Source organism: Novipirellula herctigrandis (genome assembly GCA_007859835.1).
GTDB lineage: Bacteria > Planctomycetota > Planctomycetia > Pirellulales > Pirellulaceae > Novipirellula_A > Novipirellula_A herctigrandis.
On record SJPJ01000001.1, the window covers coordinates 7,247,632 to 7,267,227 of the forward strand.

Consider the following 19,596-nt stretch of genomic DNA (forward strand, 5'->3'; position numbering starts at 1 on the left):
TTGAGTGTGCCCTGCAAACTTCGCGTTGCAACCGATTCCTGGCCCGGATGATTCACGTCGACCAAAAATCCGGCACCCATGCACTTGCTTGGTCCGAGTTCAACGCTTTGCAGGATCCAGGCTAGCCTTGTCGCCTATCGGGTTCGCCTATCGGGCAAAACAAAACTGCAGTAGGGGACGCAAAAACAACACGATGCGACTGGAAATGTCGATGGCTGCCGTAGAGAGTTGTCCTGGAATCACCCATTAGAGTGATAGAAAGAAGGGAAAAACGGCGTCCGAGGCGTTGGGGCGAACACCTCGAACGCAGGGGTGACAGAAACTGTCACCCCATGAGCAGTACTTTAATACAATCGACTTCAAATGTGTAGACGATTAGCTGAAATTTATTGCGAGTTTGAATAGGCTGTAACATCTGACTGAATAACCCTTGTTTTTTACTCAACGCGTCTAACCAGAAGTGGGAAAGGAAATTGCGGAAATCCTAATTGGATTGTTTATGTCCATCTTTAACGATGGAGTTTATTCCGCTACGTTCTTGATCGTGTGGGGGGGCAGAAGAATGCCGATAGATCGTTCGTCACAGATCAGAAATGTTGAGTGCAGGTTATCGGAATGGTATGAGGTTTGGTTGGTTCCAACTTCATTGACGCGAATGATTCGGTGCGGTTGTTGATGCATTGCGTTGTTCCATCACACGAGTTGTATTTCTTTGACACAATTTGACTTTGTTGCGGCGGAGGGGGACAAATGGGGCGATTGCCCCTTCCGTCGCAATTTTTGCTTCTATCCCTATCATTTTGGATAAGCTCCCCACTTGTTCGAAATAACGAATTGATGATGCAGCACGAATATGGCATCAAGATCAAGGCTTGAACGCGGACTGCAAATGTTGCTGCTGCTTCGCAATGGCGGTGATTATGATGCGATGAAACTTGCCTCTGAGCTTGGGGTTGCGAGGCGGACCGTGTTTCGTGACCTTGCGTCGTTCCGAGATATTGGGATCCCGATTGAATTCGACATCAAGTCGGGGCGATTTTGGATTCCTTCGCTACACGATCAAGAGAATTTCGAAAGGCCACTAGGGATCGTGAATGTCTCTTCCGGCCAAGATGGCGCGCCGGATTCTTCAGGCGGATCAGATTCTGATTCAATCAACTCCTTGATTCGGTCGGCGATTACGCATACCGCTGCGTTTCCAGACGATGATTCGATCTTACGCCAAATTGCTTTGCTGTTGGCTTCTCATCCATCGAAAATGCCTAGTGATACCGATGGTAGTAAACAATTGACATTAGATGAAAACGCGAGGGCAACAACGGAGCTTGAAGAGAGTGATGCGAGAGTCTCCGATGAAGAGCCAGACTGCGCCCGTGGTCGTTTGAGGAGGCGTTTTGATGATGACCATACCATTGCGGTGACTGGCTCTCATTCAGGCGATACCTCGTCGATTCGTTCGTTTTCATTTGGATTGCCGGAGGGGTTCGAGTGTTTGTGCCAGGCAATTTCTTCGCAAAATTGCATACGGGTGATTGACGAATCGAGTCGTTTTTTTGCTAATGATACCACGATCGAGCCGTTAAGCTTGACCTTTGATCGTGAAGGCTGGATGTTGGTTGCCGCGATCGAAGGGGCAAATTCACCGCGAATTCCAATTCAGGGGCTTCGGTTTTTCTTGGTGGACGAGACTCCCGTTGCCCGGTCGACTGATCCTGCCCGTTCCGACCTCAACGAGAAATAGCCATTGATCCACGGTGGCTGTGTGAACTCCAAAACCCACGATAAGTGATCCTGTGGCCAAAAAGACGATGTCAGCAACGAATTCGCATGTGAGTTTTTCCAACTCACAGGGGCAAGAGGCTCGTGGATCCCTGGTCAAGTTGACAAGGCAAATGGTCATTTTTGAGGTGTACAATCCTTATTCGATCGTTCAGCTCTCTGAGGTCCTCAATGAATTACGGATTTTGCAAGGAGCACGTGAAACGTACAAAGGTCGGGCAGTTGTCACGGGTTTAATCAACACAGGGTTGATGTTGATCGTTTCGGCATCCCTCGTGGATCCATGGTCCGATTTAAAGGGACTTGGACCTGGGCCTGTGCTTCGCCGTTTCGTGCGTGGATTTGTGGGCGATTGGGAAGACGCAACGGCAAGTTTAGAAAAACCGTTTCAAATTGCGGTGACAAATCTGCGGAATTTTCTGCAGGAACTATCTCGTTGGTTGGAGCACTGGGAAACAGAAGCTGGGATTGGCGACCATAGTGAAGCCGATCGGTCGTTGAATTTTGTGACCGATGTGGACCAAGGAATTGAACCGCGACTTACAACGCTATATGGCGAATTCGAAGATTCGACGAAGGAAATTGATCGCAAACGACTCCCCTATCATCGAGCGTTTGCGCAACGAGAACTGCATCCGTTGATGATGTGCTCTCCATTCATGCACCGTGCATTCAACAAGCCACTGGGTTACGCGGGTGACTATGAGATGGTACGCATGATGATTGGAGTTCCCTGGGAGGGAAACAATACATTTGCGAAGTTGCTAAATGCGTCGGCGCTTCGACATGAGGCGCCAGCCGCACATCGCAATCGAATCGATTTGTTACAGAAGGCTTTACAGCGTGAAACGCATCGAGTCGTGTCATCCCACAATGAAGGCGTGAAACAGCCGGCAGATGAATCAAACGACCAAGTGATTCCGAAGGCGCAAGACGGTCGATTTGAAGTGTTGAATATCGGTTGCGGTCCGGCGGAGGAGATAAAGTCATTTGCCGATGCGGATCCTGTTTCGGGTGCAGCCGACTTTACCTTGGTCGATTTCAATCTTGAGACACTTCAACACGTTCGCGAAAACCTAATTCCGAGCGTCCAGAAAGCGCGGCCTGATCTTATCATTTCAACCGAGCAGCGAAGCGTGCACGAGATTCTTCAATTGTCCATCGAAGGGGGGCCAAAAGAGTCGAAGCAGTATGACATGGTCTATTGCGCAGGCCTTTTCGACTATTTCCGTGACACGACCTGTGGATACTTGATCAAGCTTTTCTATTCTTGGGTTAAGGAAGGCGGACTCGTCTTGGTTACGAATGTTTCTCCATCGCATTCGTCCGTTGCGATTATGGGCCTAGTTCTTGATTGGAATCTTGAATTGCGGGATGAGAAAGTGATGCGTTCGCTTGCGCCAGGGCTTGGGCTACAACAAACCTATGTTGACCGCACCGGCGTGAACGTGTTTCTCGAAATTCGCAAGCCTGTCACATGATTTTCCGTTCTCGGCCATCTTCATCCCCGCAAGCGTTCCTTGAATCGGAAATCCCTTTGCGGCACTATCGCACTCGCATTGCACTTGCGCTTGGTGTTGTGCTTATGCCCGCTGGCACTGCTCTCGATTTTGCGATTTACCCAAATGATGTTTGGCAGTTGTCGATCATTCGCTTTGCTACGTCTGTGATGCTTTTCTTGGGATTGCTTCTTGTTCTGAAGCTTTCCTGTGAAGGGTGTGTCGAGGCTATCAGCGTACTCTTTCTTGTAATTCCGTCATTAGCTATCGCGCTAATGATTCGGCAGACCAATGGAGTGCAGAGTCCCTATTATCTTGGCTTGATATTGTTGATGATTGTCGTTCACCTTCTCGGTTTCCGTACTACCGAAGCGATTCTCTATTGTGTGGTGACGATTGGTGCGTACTTTGCCGCCATTATTTCACATCCGGACCCAACAACCTTTGAGTTGTCTCATTTTGTGCAAGGAACTTTCTTTCTGGTTACGAGTGCAATCGTTTGTGTTTTTGTTAGCAATGTGAATTTCCGTAATCGTTTAACGGCGTTCAATCTGCAGACGGCACTGAAGGAAGAGCAAACGCGGTTAGAAAAGTCACTCAGACAATTGCAGGAAACCGAAGCGCAGTTGTTTCAGAGTGAGAAGACGCGAGCAATCGCTGGGCTCGCTGCGGGTCTACTGCACGAGATCAACAACCCTGTCAACTTCTCTCTGATGGCGTTGAAGGTCATGAAGAAACGCACGGCGTCCGACTCTCCGAACGTCGAGACCCTGAACGATATTGAGGAAGGGGTGCAGCGAATTGGTCAGATTGTTTCCGACCTCCGCTCCTTTGCTCATCCAGAGCACGAGCACACCAAGAGTCCTTTTCGTATTTCCGATGCAGTCGTTATGGCGGAGCGTTTTTCGAGGAGTAGCTTGACCTCGTCCGAGCTTCAAATTCTTGACAGCGAGGCGATGCGGTCATTTGTTGTAGGTTCGGAAAGTCAGATCGTTCAGGTATTGCTAAATTTGATTCTTAATGCGAATTCTGCGAATGAGCGTGTGCGAGATCGGCAGGCCTCCGTGATCAATGTTTCGGCGGAACTGAAAGAGGACCGGCTTGCGGTTACCGTCGAAGACCATGGCATTGGAATGACCGAAGAACAGGTTCAGCACGCAGTAGAACCGTTTTACTCCGATAGTGGTGGGCAGGGGCTCGGGCTTGGTTTGAGCATTTGTGGGACCATTGTCGCGGCTCATGATGGTCAGCTATTAATCCAAAGCGAGCCCAACGTTGGCACACGAGTTGTTTTTGATTTGCCCGTCCATCCGTGTGACTCGGCACCGCCTGATAACCGAGTAGGTCAATCCCCAGCATTCCTAAACTAGTACTCGTTTCCTTTATCTCTCTCCATGGACCACACTATGAATTTTCATGCCGGAAAGCAGGTTCTTTATGTTGATGATGAGCCCCATGCGTTGAAGTACTTTTCGCAGCTTTTCGGCGATGAGTTCGAGATCGTAACTGCGGAATCGGCAGAACAAGGAATGGCTTATATTGAAGCGAATCCAAGTCTCGTGGCAGTTTTGGTAACCGACCAAATAATGCCGGAGAAGACGGGGGTTGAATTGATGGAACAAGTTCGCACGCAATACCCTAAGATTGTTCGCGTGCTGACGACTGCACATTCAAACCTTGAATCTGCGATCAAGGCGGTCAACGAAGGCGGCGCATTTCGATACTTAACCAAACCGTGGAACGATACGGAAATGGTTGGAACCCTGCTACGGGCTATCGAGTATCACCAAGCGATGGATGATCGTGATCGGCTGTTGAATGAGAAATTGAGTGTTCTGCACCGATTGATCGTGATGGATCGGGTCCGAGGACTCGCGCTTGCGGCCACGGCGCTTGAGGGGCAATTGCGAGGATCATGGGAGGCATTGACGGAGTATATGCGTCAATCGCCTGTCAAAAAACGCATCGAAATTCAAATGGAGGAAATCGCGAACATGAACATGGTCGCGATTGCTCGTCATTCGACTCGAGAAATGGTCGAAACCATCGAAGTGCTTTTGAAGGATACGATCCGATGCTCAACGGGTGAAGACACGAATGTAGACGTAACTGCGATTCTGGAATCCTACGTTGATCGGTCTCGTGCCGCGTTCGCAAACGATGACCTTCAGATTGTCGTCCACGTTACCGATACGCTAGAAAAAATTGATACGGACAGCGGAATGCTCCGCCGCCTATTGGAGATTATTGTTCGGCGACTTGCCGATGTGCAAGACAAACCTGGGCGTATTGAGATTTCGATTAGTCAGTCGGGCGAAGAGACCCTTATTGATGCAAAAAGCAATTTTGAGGAATTGGACGATGACCAGATCGCGTCCTTTTTCTCTGCAGCGATCCCGCTCAACAAGTGGCCGATCGGTTTGGATATGGATTTGTTGAGTGCGTTCATGATCACTAGGCACTTAGGCGGCCGGATGACGATTGCCCCGTCGCCGCCAAGTGGACCCTCCTTGAGCGTCACCCTGCCGATTCATCCACCGAAGACCGTCGAATCCGAGGTCACGGCGGAGCAGCTCGACACGGTCTATGAATCGTTGAAGGAGTGGGAACGCGAATTGTTGCCGTAGAACTATCAAACCGATTAACCGAATCGAATGTCCTGCTCACAATTTACTCTCAGCGTTTGCTACGGGATTACTTTTCGCAACGGGATTACTGTTGCCATGGGATTACTGTTGAATCGGGGATAGCGTAAAGCTCCATTGGTAAACGCGGTCGCTCTTGATGCGATAGGGGGCGTTCACAGGTAAACCCCATGAGTTATCGCCTCCAACACCCATCTGTACGTGGTCTAGGTTGACGGTAATGAATTCTCGCTCTGGCAACTCAAAGTTGTGCTTGGCGGTAGCGAGATCGTCCATGCTGTATGGCCATGCACTCACCGAGAGTGGAATGTTTGGCGGGGCGTTGATCTGTAACCCGCTGCCTTGTTCGTTTTGGAGCTGCAGCCAACGTACATCACAACGATTGCCGTTTTCCTGGGGCCGCACATACGGCGTCACCCACTGTGAAACAGTCGATTCATATCGGCCGATTGGAGCGGACGTATGCCGGTCCCAATAGTTTTCGTGTGGTCCACGCCCGTACCACGCCACGTTCGCGAAAGATCGAGGAATGGCGAATTGGATGCCAAGACGTGGTAGGTCGGGCTTCCATCGCTTGCTGATAACTTCGAAAGTCGCTTCCGTTTTTAGATACGCTCCTGCCGCCACGGTATGTCGGACTCGGATTCGTGCTTTCGGATTTGGTATCATCACCACCGCGTCGATGACCGGGCGCGACTCGTTGTCCGTTAGCGTGATTGACTTGACAATGGCGCTGTCGCCCGCGTCGCGCCAAGCACCAAGCTTGTCACCGACCTTCCAGCCCTCGTCGTTGTCCGTGAGAGCTCGCCAGAAATTCCACCGCATTGGCTGTACGAGCATTTCGTGTCCATCGATCACGATCGAATCTGGTAAACCCGTACGAGAAGAGATGCGGATCGAGAAATCCTTGCCTGCTGCGGTGATCCCCTCGTCAGTTTGCGTGCCATTCACGCTACCCGGTGGCAATGGGGGATTCTGCAAATCCGTGTGCGGCCATGGGACTTGTTCCCACGCGATGACGTGTCCCGCCTTTGCCCATGTCGTGTCTTCACTCCTCTTAAGTTTAAAGGTGAGCGTGGTCTCTTGATGTTGCGCGGCTGATCTTTTCGCAAAAGCGGTCGCTGCCGAAACGTCAATTTCTTTTGTCTGTCCTGGTGTCACAGCAAAGCTAGGTAACGTTCCTGCTCTAATAAGTTCACCATTGCTGTGTACTTCGTAGTGCAGTCGGCACTCGCTAAGATCGAGTGCAAGTTGCCGATTGGTCAACAAAAGCAAACCGTCAGTGATCTTGACGCCATTAAAGTGGACCGGTTGATAGACTTTCTGGACTTCATAGTAGTGCGGGTGCGGTACCCGGTTCGCGCCAATCACGCCGTTCACGCAAAAGTTAGTATCGGTGGGAGTGTCACCGAAGTCTCCTCCGTAGAAATAGCCGAGCGCCGGATTCGACCGATCTCGGTATAACGCTTGGTCTACCCAATCCCAAATGAAGCCACCGCTCAACATCGGCTCGGCGTGGATCAGATCCCAGTAGTCCGCGAAGTTACCGATGCTGTTGCCCATCGCATGTGCGTACTCATTCATGATGAAGGGACGCCCGGACGGATAGGGACCGTGCTGTTCTTCCGACGACACGTTACCTCTTTCGCCCTTTCGTTTCGCTTTTCCTGTGAGGTGCTGTTTGAGCCAGTTGATGTCGGGGTAGGTCTGGCTGTCAACGTCACCGGCTAAGTTCATGTCGGCGTATTGGATCAGCCGGTTTTCAGGATCGGTCGCGCGACAAACGTCGCGCATCGCTAGAAACGAAGTGCCATAGCCGGCTTCGTTCCCGAGCGACCACATCACGATGCTTGGATGTTGGCGGTCTCGGACCACCATCCGTTGCATGCGTTCGACAACCGCCGTCGACCAATCCGCCTGGTCGCCAGGCAGAATTCGTTTGTGATAGCTCAATCCGTGCGACTCAACATTCGCTTCATCCATCACCAGCATGCCAAGCTGATCGCAAAGCGAATACCAACGAGGGTCATTGGGATAGTGGGCCGTGCGAACAAAGTTGATGTTTGCCTGCTTCATCAGTTCCAGATCACGTCGCATCAATTCAGGCGTCATGACGTATCCCGTGTGTGGATCGAACTCGTGCCGGTTTACGCCTCGAATTTTTAACGGTTTACCGTTCAATAGCAGTTCTTCTCCTGATACCTCCAAGCGGCGAAACCCAACCGGCAATCGAAAAACTTGGCAAACCTTGCCGTTCGATAGGACTTGGACCATCGCCGTGTAGAGCGTTGGTTGCTCGGGATACCACAGCTTCACATTGCTGACCTCGACTTTCTCATTGCCACTGGCAATCTGGTTACCTTTATCATCAAGCAACGACAGTTTGAGTTCAGGTTTCGCCGTATTTATTGAGGCTCCGGGCATCGCCGTCGCATTCAGTTTGACTATCCCGGTTCCTGATTTTAGATCGACCTCCGGTTGGGCATATAGATCCCACAATCCCTCTTCGGGCATTGCGACAAGGAAGACATCACGATAGATGCCACTGAGACGCCAAAAATCTTGGTCTTCGATATAAGACGCATCGCTGAACTTGAAGACTTCCACTGCGACGCGGTTTACACCGCTTTTGACGAACTCGGTGATGTCGAACTCGGCCGGTAGCCGTGACCCTTGGGAATACCCCACCTTTTGGCCATTGATCCACACGAACATTGCCGACCGGACTCCGCCAAAATGCAAAATGATCCGCTGTCCCTTCCACTCCTCGGGCACCTCAAATTCTCGGATGTAAGACCCGACGGGATTGCGTTGTTTGAAGGACGTGAACGTCTCATCCGGTTCGCCCATCACGTGCGGTGGGTCGACGTGGAACGGATACTTGATGTTCACATACAGCGGCGTCCCAAAGCCCTCGCGCTCCCAAGTTGAGGGTACGGGAATGTCAGCCCATTGGGCCGGGTCAAAATTCGGCTCGTAGAAGCCCAGCGGTCGTTGCTCAGGCCGCGGACTCCAGTTGAATTTCCAAAGGCCATTCAATGACTTCACCCATGTCGACTTTCCGTAGCCAGACGACATTGCACTGGTCACATCGGGATCGGCCCAGTAGTTGTTTCGTGGTGGGAGCTTACCAATTTGTGTGATCGCCGGGTTCTCAATTTGTTTTGGAACGAGCGGCTCTCTATTGTCTTCTTTTGCTCCAAGAGAGTCTTTTGAAACCGATCCCTCATGGAGCGTTATCCTTTTTTTTTTACTCGGTCGTTGGAGACGGGGGCTGGAGCAACCGTGGCAGGCTTCTTTTTCGGTCTGTATTTCTTCATCCACTGACTCGTTGGCAACAGCTCGCCCTTCTCCAAACGTTCCCACAACTCGGGTTCGTTTGCCTTCACCCCTGCGCGTGCCGTCTCTGCTGCGAGACCCTGTTCGGGATGGCGGTTCCCAAGGTCGTCGAGGCCCAGGTCGGGATTGCTTGACAACCAATCGGTTTCCTTTGCACGCATTTCGTCCAAAACGGAAGCATACTCCGGATTATTGGCGAGATTCTCTAACTGGTCCGGGTCCTTCTCGAGATCGTAGAGCTCTTCGGCAGGCTTTTGCTCCCGAAAGAAAGTCATCTCAGCTTCGGTTAGCTTGTCTTGCTTTTTCAATCTGCGCATCACATGTAAGGCGGGTCGGTTGAGTTCAAGGTAGGCTTGATCCGTGGCCCAAGGAACTTCGGGCATGTGGTTTTTTATATAGCTGAATTGCTTCGTTGTGATACTGCGGGAACACTCATCGATCTCGTCCCAGATATCGCGAGCGGACCGGACATAGCTGCGGTACTGAGGCTGATCAACGCCAAGAAATGGTTTCGCCGTGATGTAGTCAGGGATTGTTGCACCGGCCAATTTCAAGATCGTTGCCGAGATGTCGGTCGTGCAGACCAAGTCATCTACGACCGTACCTGGCTTCACATATCCTGGTGCCCAAACAATCATCGGGACGTGGATGCCCGTGTCGTGCAAGTAGCCTTTGCCTCGTAGATTGCAGCGACCGTTGTCCGCAATAAAGACGACCACTGTGTTTTGATCGAGCCCTTGCTCTTTGAGATTCTGCATCAGCAGGCCGACCTCGTTGTCCATGTACTCCACTTGGTCTAGATAGGCGGCCCAGTCGTAGCGGATCTCGGGAGTGTCGGCAAAGTAGGGAGGCAGTTCGATGTCGTTCAAGGAAACAGGATGTTTCGATTTGGCACGAACATCATTCCACCAGTCCCCGCGATGAGTCACCACAAGCTGGATTTGGTTAAAGAACGGCTGGTCCGCGGGCGAGAAGTCCGTTTGTTTGTCGAACAGGCCAAATTTGGTTACACCGTCGTAAGGCCCGACCGCAGTGTGTTTGAAGTTACAGTCGATCTTTCTGCCTGAATTCATGACGAGCGAATTCCCCAAGATGCAGGTATAACCCGTATCACGTAGCCATGAGGTAATCGGTTTGAAGGGAGCCGCCAGCGGAATATCGCGATTGCTGCGATGATGGTGTGCATTGATCACCGTTTGGTGGACCCCGACCATCATCGACGAGCGGTTAGGCGAGCAAATCGGGTTGGCACAATACGTTTTTGTAAACAACGCTCCTTCGCTAGCCATCTTATTTAGATTCGGAGTATGCACACCTGCCGTTCCGTAGCACTCAAGATCCGGCGCCATGTCTTCGGCCATCAACCAGATAATATTTGGTCGCTCGCTAGACGCTTGTGGTGCCGATTGCCCACATGCCGCGTCAGCGATCATCGAGACCATCAGTATGGTTATCGCAAACACTGCCAATTCGATTGTACGTCTCATGCAAGTCTCTCTCATCTAAGAACCGGATGCTCAGGTTTCGTCCAATCCGATCATTATGAAGGCCAGTGTGCGTCCCGACTAGCCATCGAGGTCACATCGGCGCGGAAGTCGAAGAATTGTGTAGGTCAACCATTATGGTAGACTCTTAGCTCCGTCTCGCTCACGTTTCAGCAATAACGGTTAGAATGTTTTGGCGGGTATCACGCTCATCCAATTGCGCCGTTCATTCATTAAGACAAGGGATGAAAGATGAGAGATCGAGTTGCAGTGTCGGTGGTTTGCTTTGCATTTGTGGCTTCTTTTGCGAATGCCGTTGTCGCTGGCCGAGCGGACGACGATCTCAAACGGTTCAACCTGCAACGTGGCATTGTCGCGGTCATTGAGTTGCCTGACGGGGATATTGGCTATGTTGTTGACCTTTGCAACTCCAGTGAAATGACCGTCTATTTCCAGACTGCTGATGTGGAGTTGGCCGGCAAAGTACGTAAAGTTGCCGACGCCGCTGGCTTGCTGAGTCGACGTCTTTTTGTAGAGACCGGATCATCGGACTCCATTCATCTCGGCGACAACCTTGCCGATCGTATGATCGTTTCAGCTCCAAACGATTCAGCTCCAAACAACGTGCAACCGTCACACGACGAAGTGCTCCGCGTGTTACGACCGCAAGGCTTTGCGATCATCGGCGAGATGACTTTGGTCAAGCCGGTTCCCGAGGGCACGGATGATTGGTCTCATCCCTATCACGGTCCAGACAACAACCCGAATTCAAATGACAAGCTTTTCCGAGGGGCTCTTGGTACGCAGTTCATCGGTTACCCAAAGTTTTGTCCCATGCCGGAACAGACCGTGATTGCGGGGGGACGCATCTACAAAGCAATGGGGCATCTGGCGCACAAAGCAAATCAAAATGAAATGCTCAATACGCTCTTGTGCGTCAATGCCTACAACGGAACTATCCTCTGGAGACGATCGCTTTCGCCGGGATTCATGCTGCACCGAAACACGATGATTGCGACCGGCGACGCACTTTATATGGGTGACCACGAATCTTGTAAGATCATTGATGGCGAGACTGGCCAAGTTCGTGACGAGATCAAAGTCGATGCCGATATTAGTGATGGTCCGGTTTGGAAATGGATGGCTATGCGTGATGGCGTCATGTATGCATTGGTTGGCAACGCCGAAGTGAAGATTGAAACACAGCGGGCCGTTCGACGTGGTCTGGGGCATTGGCCGTGGGGCATGTGGGACGGTCACGACTACCGCGACCCACGAACTTCGTTCGGATTCGGCAGAACATTGGTCGCGATCGACATCAAGACCAAGAAACGCCTTTGGAACTATCGAAGCGAAGAGTTTTTGGATGCGCGCGCTGTCTGTATGAACGAGACTCAGATCTTCACCTGTTGCCCAGGGAAGTATCTCGCTTCGATCGACCGTTCTACTGGGGAATTGCTATGGAAGAACACGGATCGTGAACTTCTCGACGCGATCGCAGTAAACGAAAAGGCTCAGTTTTACATCACTGGCTATGCAACAACTTGTTACATGAAGTGTGACGAAAATTTCTTGTTTTTTGCAGGTCCGCAACGCGAGCAAATGGTCGTTGCATCGGCCCAGGACGGAAAACTTGCTTGGACGCATCCGAACGGGAATCTGCAGCTCGTACTCCGCAGTGATGGCGTATGGGCTGCGGGACCCGAGAATTCTGATTGTGGGATGAAGTTCGACTATGAAACCGGGAAAGTGCTGGCAACTTTCCCGGCTCGACGTGCCTGCACGCGGGCAACCGGTTGCGCCGACAGCGTCTTCTATCGTGCAAACGGTGGCACCATTCGCGTGCTGACCGAGTCCAACACGGCACAGCATTACGACCCCGTGCGACCACCTTGCCAAGATGGTGTCCTCGTTGCAGGGGGGCATGGTTATTGGGGCCCATGGATGTGTGGTTGCCAGTTGTCACTGTACGGGAATATTGCTGTTCGGCCAGTCGAGTCGACACTTGAAAATGAGGACACTCAGCAAAGACTCATCACGGCGAACCCGAATGGCGAAGTTGTCCCTTTCCATGTTCAAGACGGCGATTGGGCGACTTATCGAGGCAACAATGCTCGCACCGATGTATCGAGCGTGGCGGTCCCAAGTGGTGTCAGACTTGAGTGGACAACGGATGTTTGTCGCGATGCCTTGCCTACGGCGCCGGTCACGGCCGGTGGCCGAGTTTTCATTGCTGATCGCACCGGTGCAGTCCGCTCAATCGATGCTGATGGCAAGCTCGTTTGGATGGCGTACACTGGCGGCCCGATCTACTATCCTCCTGTTGTTGCTAACGATCGGGTCTATGTTGGCTCCGCCGATGGTCGTGTCTATTCGTATGCCGCCCATGACGGAAAACTGCTTTGGTCGTACCGCGTGGGGCCAAACGACTATTGGATTTCGGTCTATGAACGCCTTATTTCGACTTGGCCCGTCGCAGGTGGCGTCGTCGTGGATGGGGACACTGTCTACGCAGCAGCGGGAATCACTCACTACGACGGAACTCACGTTGTTGGCCTTGATGCAATCACTGGCAAACTAAAACTGTCTAATCGCACATCGGGGACGCTTGAGCCGGAAGTGAATAACGGGATTAGTTTGCAAGGGAACCTTACGATCGTCGATGGCGAGTTGCGGTTTCTGGCGGGTGGCGTTTATGAAACGGCTCGGTTCGAACTGAAAACGCTTGAGTGCCTTAACAAGCCACAGTCCCAAGTGCACTCTCAGTTTCGTACTGCGTTCTATCCTTTCTACCCCGAATACGGAAAGTATTTATCGCTCGATTATCAGTGCGCCGACGGATGTCAGCTAACACATGATGCCAGTTATGAAGGCAGCCAATTTGTGAATCTTTCACGCCAAACGCCGCTGCCGCCGGGAACACCCAAACAGATCAAAGAAGCCGCTCGTTGGATTCGACGTGGCGGGGAGACATCGAAGCCCGTTTGGCAAGACAATCGGAACCGCCGTTTTACAAGTTTTGTGGTCACCGACAGCACTCTTTTGGCAACGGGGCATTCGGAAGGCCACGACGACGATTGCTTCTTGGTGTCGATCAACACCACGGATGGTAGCGATAATTGGATCGAAAAAATCCCCGCTGATGCCGTCAAAGGTGGCACTGCGATCGATCATCATGGACGCATTTATGTTTCACTCGAAAATGGCCAGCTCTGCTGTTTCGAACCCCAGTAGCAACGTCGTGGGTTCGCTGATCAATGATGTTAATCCGTCATGGCGATTGGGAGCGAGAGTGGCGTCATAGTTTCTTACGGGACCTATCGCCACAGACCAAGAAAACTTCGCTAATGGAAGTGCCGCTAATCGTCTGCATGCATCCCATTTTTCTAGTTTGTCCATGGCAGCGCTTTTACTTCCTTAGGTATCCTCGATCTCGCATCGCAGCTGGCTGGGAGGTTTGTTCCAGTGGCTCAGATCACGCTGGATCAGTCGCTCCAACGCCACGTTGCTTTCCCGGAAATGCGCAACGAGGTCAGCAAGCAGTGACTCGCTCATTCGCAATGAATCGTCCGGCGTCTGGTTAAATGCCATCTTTGCCGCTCGAGGCTCGAACCCAGGGGCAACTTGAAGAAAACGGAATAGTCCGTCGAGCGTTCGTTGGTGTCTTTGCTGGAGATCATCCAACAGCAGAATCGCCATTTTGTCCTCGCCAAAGACATCAAAGAAGGGTTGAAGGTATCGCACGTAATGACCTCGCGCGAGATAAGCGAACGGATTGACCGAAACATCGCTCAGTGTCGGTTTGCACCGGGAAGTTTCTTTTGCCAACGCGGTTTCGAGCGTCTCGGTTTCAAGCCCATTGAGTTTCGAAAAACGATAATTCGACAACGCTCGCTCAACTGGATGCCTAAGAACGAAAACGAACTTCGCGTCGGGAAAAAACTTTTCTATCCGCTTTGCGACCGCACCGGACTCAAGATAGCTCGTCGACTTCTCTCCCACCGCGATTTCGTTCTCCGCGTTGCGGAACCAGCGATCGAGGTAGCATTGACGATCGTCAATGGAGAGGTTCTCACGAAGAAAGAATTTCGGTTCTGGTCGCACCGGCTTCGCGAGGAACACCTGCGGGTGCTCGTCGAGCATCTGGTACACCCAGGTTGTGCAGCAACGTTGCGCACCGGCGATAAAAAAATTCGGTTCTTTCACCGGTGATCTCACAAAACTTGACGAATCAGGTAAGCGCGCGGCCCGGAGACATCGTTGAGGATGCGGACCAAGTATTCACCCATTGCGGACAAAACGACGAGGGTGACGCCTTGAAAAAACGAAATCAATACGACTAGCGTCGTCCAACCGGGTTGTTCAATTCCGAATGTAAAATGTTTGATAATTACATAGCATCCGAACAGAAACGCGAAGAGCGAAATCAGCAGTCCGAAACCACAAAGCAGGCGAAGCGGAAAGGCGGAATAGTTAAATACCAAACGCCAAATTAGTTTGGCAATCACTAGCACCGTGTAGTTCGATTCCCCTTCGAACCGTGGATGATGAACGACATCCACATTGGCAAACGACTTGCCAGTCATCAGTAGCAGCCCAGGCAAATAGGGAGCATTGGTGCGGAACTTACAGACCGCATCGACAATGTCTCGCCGGATAATGCGAAAGTTGGTCAGCGTCAGATCCCTTGGTTTGTTGAACAGTTTGCGGTTCAGCCACCCCACGATTTTGCTACCTACCCGGCGGATAAGGCCGTGTTGTTTTTGCTGGAAACGGCCGAAAACAACGTCATGGCCTTCATTGATCTTGTCAATCAAGTGAATGATTTCACTGGGCGGGTTTTGGAGATCGTCGTCCATGGTCACAACGAATTTGCCTCGCGAGAGTTTCAACCCGCACATCATCGCGCTATGCTGGCCAAAGTTTCGGATGAGGTCGACGATAATGATTTCATCCCGCCCTTGTTTCAATTGCTTCAGCACTTCCCACGAGTCATCGGGGCTGCCGTCGTTGACCAAGACGATTTCGAATTTCATCGGGTGCGCGTGAAAGAAAGCGTCCAGCTGGGCGAGTGTTTCTGGCAGGATTGATGCGGATCGGTAGACCGGGATGACAATCGATATTTCCGGGGGCGGTGATTCTTTCACATTGTCTTCCTTCGCTGCATTGCTTCGCAGATCAAGTCAAGTTCTAATGGCCGACTTCCTATTTCTTCTTCGGCAATTTTCGCGAATCCATCCAAGAGAACTCCCATGAGCGAGGCCGCCGATCGACGCTATTGCGGTTTGATCGTTTTGTTCGTTGCGTTAGTCTACTCGCCTTGCGTGGCTGCAGTTTACGGATTCTCCGATGATTTTACCGTTTTTTTTGGCAACAGCCAGTCGTTCGTGCGATGGACGTATGCCAATGGACGGCCGTTATTGGGGTTGATTCGAGAGTTGACGCTCCACGAGGTCGCGGACGTCAGGACGTTGAGCTTGTTCCGAGCAATCTCGCTTGTCGGCATCATCGCATTGTCGCTGACCTTTTATCGTCGTTTACGAACGATCGCTGAACCGGGGGAGAGTGCGGCGTTCGCCATTGGCATCGCGACTTTGCCGAGCATCCAAGTCTTCGCTGCCTGGGCTCTCTGTATGCACATGCCCTATTCTGCCGTCACCGCGGCGTGGGCCGCAATTGGTGCGGAGCGGGCCTTCAGTGCCTGGGCTGAGTCGCGAAAAGCCTTCCTGGCGTGGTGGTTCTTCGCGCTCGGTCTCATGCTGGTCACCAGTTCGATTTATCAGCCCAGCCTGGCCTGGTATTGGACTGCGGCGATCGTACCGGTGTTGGATCGTCGGTTTCGGCGAGACGCCGTCTTCAGACGCAACGTGTTGTTGACGGTTGGTTCGGGACTCGTTTTCTTAGCGGCTTGCTTTGTATTCCAAAAAGCCTTTTTTGCGTTGACTCAGGTGACGCCGGCCGGACGCGTGACGTTGACAAATGATCCGCTGTCGAAATTGTATTGGTTCATGCGTATTCAGTTGCCATTGTCGTTGAACCTTTGGAATCTGATGAATCCGTTGAGCCGAATTCAATCGCTCGCTCCGGCGTGCTTGGCAATGCTTGTCGTCGTGGCCGGAATATGTTTCGGCGGAAAACGGCGCTATCGAATTAGCTGTGACTCAAACCAACAGGCCGAGGGATCGAAGTGGCGAATCATCTCGATTCAAGTTACCGTGTTAGTCCTGTTAATCCTTCTCACTCACGCTCATTGGTTGCTGGTCGAGGCGTCCCCGCAAAACTATCGTGTGATCGCAGCGTTAGCCGCGAGTTGTTGTATCTTGGTGCTCTGGTCGATCAAGGAAATCTTGGCGGTCATGGGGATGTCGGCTCGTGCAGCCCGGCTTGTTCTGATGACAATCGCAATCCTAACGTTGTTTCACTGCCAGTGGAGTCTGCAGCGATACTGGATCACACCCTACCAGCTCGGTTATCGATATGTCGTCGCGACCCTACGAGAAGGCTTGACGGAACAGACGCAGCATATTCATGTCATTCGGCAAGGACGCGAGGACGGGATCGTCAGCCAGCAGCGGATCGATAACTTTAGTATCCCGATGAGCTATCATCCGTGGATGATCGAAGGCTTGCTGCGAGCGGCTATGAAAGACGTCCGTGGGCAATCGGGCCAAATTCGCGTTACCCATTCCGCGACAAGTGAACCGTCGGAAATTGGTGACGATGGTCTTCTGCTCGATATGCGGAAACTGAAGTGGTTCCGTGTGAACGCCCAGCCGTGAAAAGCCCAGCCGTGAAAAAAACGCCCGCGTGTATTCAAGCGGTATTACGGGGCACATGCGTCCGGAACTGAACGTCCGGGGGGAATCGTCCGAGTTCGCCCTTCTCGGGTGGGCCCCGTGTCAATGATGTTTATCGGGTTCGAGTGTTGTAGCATCCGGATTTGCGGTGGGACATCTTCGGTTCAGTTTTAGTATCCGAGCTTGCGCGGCTTTTGGAGGAAGCCGGTGGGAATCGGCTACCTGTGCAACCGACAACTTTTTTTCGCTCTATACTTAATGACTTTCGCAAGTTGCTTTGAACTTAGCTTTCGGTGAGATTAGCATTCGTTGATTTGATGAGGTGGCGTCTTAACGGTACTATCCTCGCTGTGAAATTGGTTTGGAGCTGATCGACTATTGTCGCCAGAAACGCTAGCGGTTGGAAACGAGAAACCCCAGTAGTGATTGACATGAACACAATAAGATTTGGTTTGGCTGTTGGATGTGCATGGCTCGCAGCAACGTCGCCGCATTTATGTTTTGCCGATTCAAAATTGCCTGATCGTCCAAATATTGTTCTGATCCTCGCTGATGATATGGGCCCCGGTGAACCGAGCCACGCGGGTGGGATTATTCCAACGCCCACGCTCGATCGGATGGCGGCCGAAGGAATGCGGTTCACCGACGCTCATACGAGTTCGTCTGTCTGCACGCCAACTCGCTATGGCATTTTGACTGGACGTTACAACTGGCGTAGCAGACTAAAGAAAGGAGTGCTTCTTAACCCGACCGACCGAGCACTGATGGATCCAGGACGTTTGAGCCTGGCTGCCTTTCTACAAAACGCTGGCTACCACACTGCGTGTATCGGTAAGTGGCACCTCGGCGCAGACTTCGAAAGGCTCCCGGCAAATGTGAACGCTGACGAGAGCAAGCGGAGTCGTTCCTGGCAAGTTGATTATTCCAAGCCGTTTAAGAACGGGCCGGTGGATGTCGGATTTGACGAAGCGTTCTTTATCCTCTCGTCTTTAGATATGGCGCCCTACGTATATCTGCGCAACGACCGTGCGGTGGAAGTGCCGACGGTAAACAAGGGGTTTCCTCACAACGAATACAACGATTACCAGCGAGTCGGTGCTGCTGCAGCAAATTTTGAAGCAAGTGAATGTCTTGCGGATTGGGCCGCTGAATCACGCCGCTATATCCAGCAGCGAGCAGAAGACGAATCCAAAAAACCGTTCTTTCTTTACCTTCCGTTGACTTCGCCTCATACGCCAATCACGCCGGGTGCGAAATTCAAAGGCAAGTATGGGCAGTATAGCTGGTACGCCGATTTCATTGCCGAGACCGATTGGGTGGTTGGGCAAGTGCTTGAACAATTGGCGGAATCCGGATTGGATGACAACACTATGGTCATCTTCACTTCGGATAACGGTTTTGCTCCCTATGTAAAAATTCCCAAAATGATCGAAGCCGGTTATCGTCCATCGGGATCGTTCCGCGGTGCCAAGGCAACCGTGTACGAAGGCGGGCATCGCGTTCCGTTCATCGTGCGATGGCCAGGTCAGGTGGAGGCAGCCAGTATTTGCGATACCACTATTTGTACCACCGACTTCTTTGCAACGTTCGCGGATCTGCTCGGCAAGAAGCAAGAAATCCCAGATGATGCGGCAGAGGATTCATTCTCGTTTGCGGTTTCGATGAAGGGATCGAAAGAACCGACACGCCCGTTCGTCATTCATCATTCGATTTCCGGCCAGTTTGCTATCCGCAAAGGTGATTGGAAACTGATTATGACCAAAGGCCCAGGTGGCGGTTGGGAATTGCCTTGGGAAAAGATCGAAACCACGGCCAAGTTAGTCCAACTGTACAATCTTAAGAGCGACCCGAGTGAAACAGAAAATCTTGAAGGAATGCATCCGGAATTGACGGAGGGGTTGGTCGACGAACTTGCCAACGCTCTGCACAACGGACGCACCACACCGGGTAAAAAACAATCGAATGATGGTTGGCCGTACCATGATAAGCGAACGAAAACTGCGTTTCCCAAGTTGGCTGAGAACCCCGATCGATCTGAGAAGTGATTTACGAA

The 19,596-nt window shown here is 51.8% G+C and carries 11 protein-coding genes; 7 read left to right on the plus strand and 4 right to left on the minus strand.

From position 1 onward, the window contains the following. The first annotated feature begins 853 nt into the window (after positions 1-853). The 4 genes from CA13_RS26445 to CA13_RS26460 are packed head-to-tail and all read left to right on the plus strand — an operon-like array spanning position 854 to position 5,905. Positions 854-1,741, plus strand: coding sequence for an HTH domain-containing protein (locus CA13_RS26445; RefSeq protein WP_146401818.1), 888 nt, complete (start codon positions 854-856; stop codon positions 1,739-1,741). A gap of 52 nt (positions 1,742-1,793) precedes the next feature. Beyond that, entirely contained in the window at positions 1,794-3,260 is a 1,467-nt protein-coding gene (locus CA13_RS26450) for a class I SAM-dependent methyltransferase (protein ID WP_146401820.1), read from the plus strand. A gap of 56 nt (positions 3,261-3,316) precedes the next feature. Beyond that, positions 3,317-4,648, plus strand: coding sequence for a sensor histidine kinase (locus tag CA13_RS26455; RefSeq protein WP_419194852.1), 1,332 nt, complete (start codon positions 3,317-3,319; stop codon positions 4,646-4,648). 36 nt (positions 4,649-4,684) lie between these two features. After that, entirely contained in the window at positions 4,685-5,905 is a 1,221-nt protein-coding gene (locus CA13_RS26460) for a response regulator (protein WP_419194853.1), read from the plus strand. Positions 5,906-6,007: 102 nt separating this feature from the next. Here CA13_RS26460 and CA13_RS26465 read toward each other — a convergent pair whose 3' ends face one another. Both CA13_RS26465 and CA13_RS26470 read right to left on the minus strand, forming a co-directional pair. Further along, positions 6,008-9,001 carry a glycoside hydrolase family 2 TIM barrel-domain containing protein gene (locus CA13_RS26465; RefSeq protein ID WP_146401826.1) on the minus strand — a complete coding sequence of 998 codons (2,994 nt, stop codon included), beginning with the start codon at positions 8,999-9,001 and terminating at the stop codon, positions 6,008-6,010. Positions 9,002-9,159: 158 nt separating this feature from the next. Then, positions 9,160-10,749: a sulfatase family protein gene (locus CA13_RS26470; protein ID WP_419194854.1), complete on the minus strand. Its 1,590-nt coding sequence runs from the start codon at positions 10,747-10,749 to the stop codon at positions 9,160-9,162. A 249-nt stretch (positions 10,750-10,998) separates the two neighbouring features. Between CA13_RS26470 and CA13_RS26475 the strand changes: the two genes are divergently transcribed. Continuing rightward, positions 10,999-13,980: an outer membrane protein assembly factor BamB family protein gene (locus CA13_RS26475; RefSeq protein WP_146401830.1), complete on the plus strand. Its 2,982-nt coding sequence runs from the start codon at positions 10,999-11,001 to the stop codon at positions 13,978-13,980. A 183-nt stretch (positions 13,981-14,163) separates the two neighbouring features. Here the strand turns inward: CA13_RS26475 and CA13_RS26480 are convergent, their stop codons facing one another. Both CA13_RS26480 and CA13_RS26485 read right to left on the minus strand, forming a co-directional pair. Then, complete coding sequence (locus CA13_RS26480; protein WP_419194855.1) at positions 14,164-14,952, minus strand: sulfotransferase family protein; 789 nt, start codon at positions 14,950-14,952, stop codon at positions 14,164-14,166. Positions 14,953-14,960: 8 nt separating this feature from the next. Continuing rightward, positions 14,961-15,893, minus strand: coding sequence for a glycosyltransferase family 2 protein (locus CA13_RS26485; protein ID WP_419194856.1), 933 nt, complete (start codon positions 15,891-15,893; stop codon positions 14,961-14,963). 105 nt (positions 15,894-15,998) lie between these two features. Between CA13_RS26485 and CA13_RS26490 the strand changes: the two genes are divergently transcribed. Further along, the gene (locus tag CA13_RS26490; protein ID WP_146401836.1) at positions 15,999-17,525 is read left to right on the plus strand and encodes a hypothetical protein; all 1,527 of its coding nucleotides are present in this window, start codon (positions 15,999-16,001) and stop codon (positions 17,523-17,525) included. A gap of 449 nt (positions 17,526-17,974) precedes the next feature. Next, on the plus strand, positions 17,975-19,588 hold the full coding sequence (locus CA13_RS26495; protein ID WP_146401838.1) for a sulfatase family protein: 1,614 nt from the start codon (positions 17,975-17,977) through the stop codon (positions 19,586-19,588). The last annotated feature ends 8 nt before the right edge of the window (positions 19,589-19,596 follow it).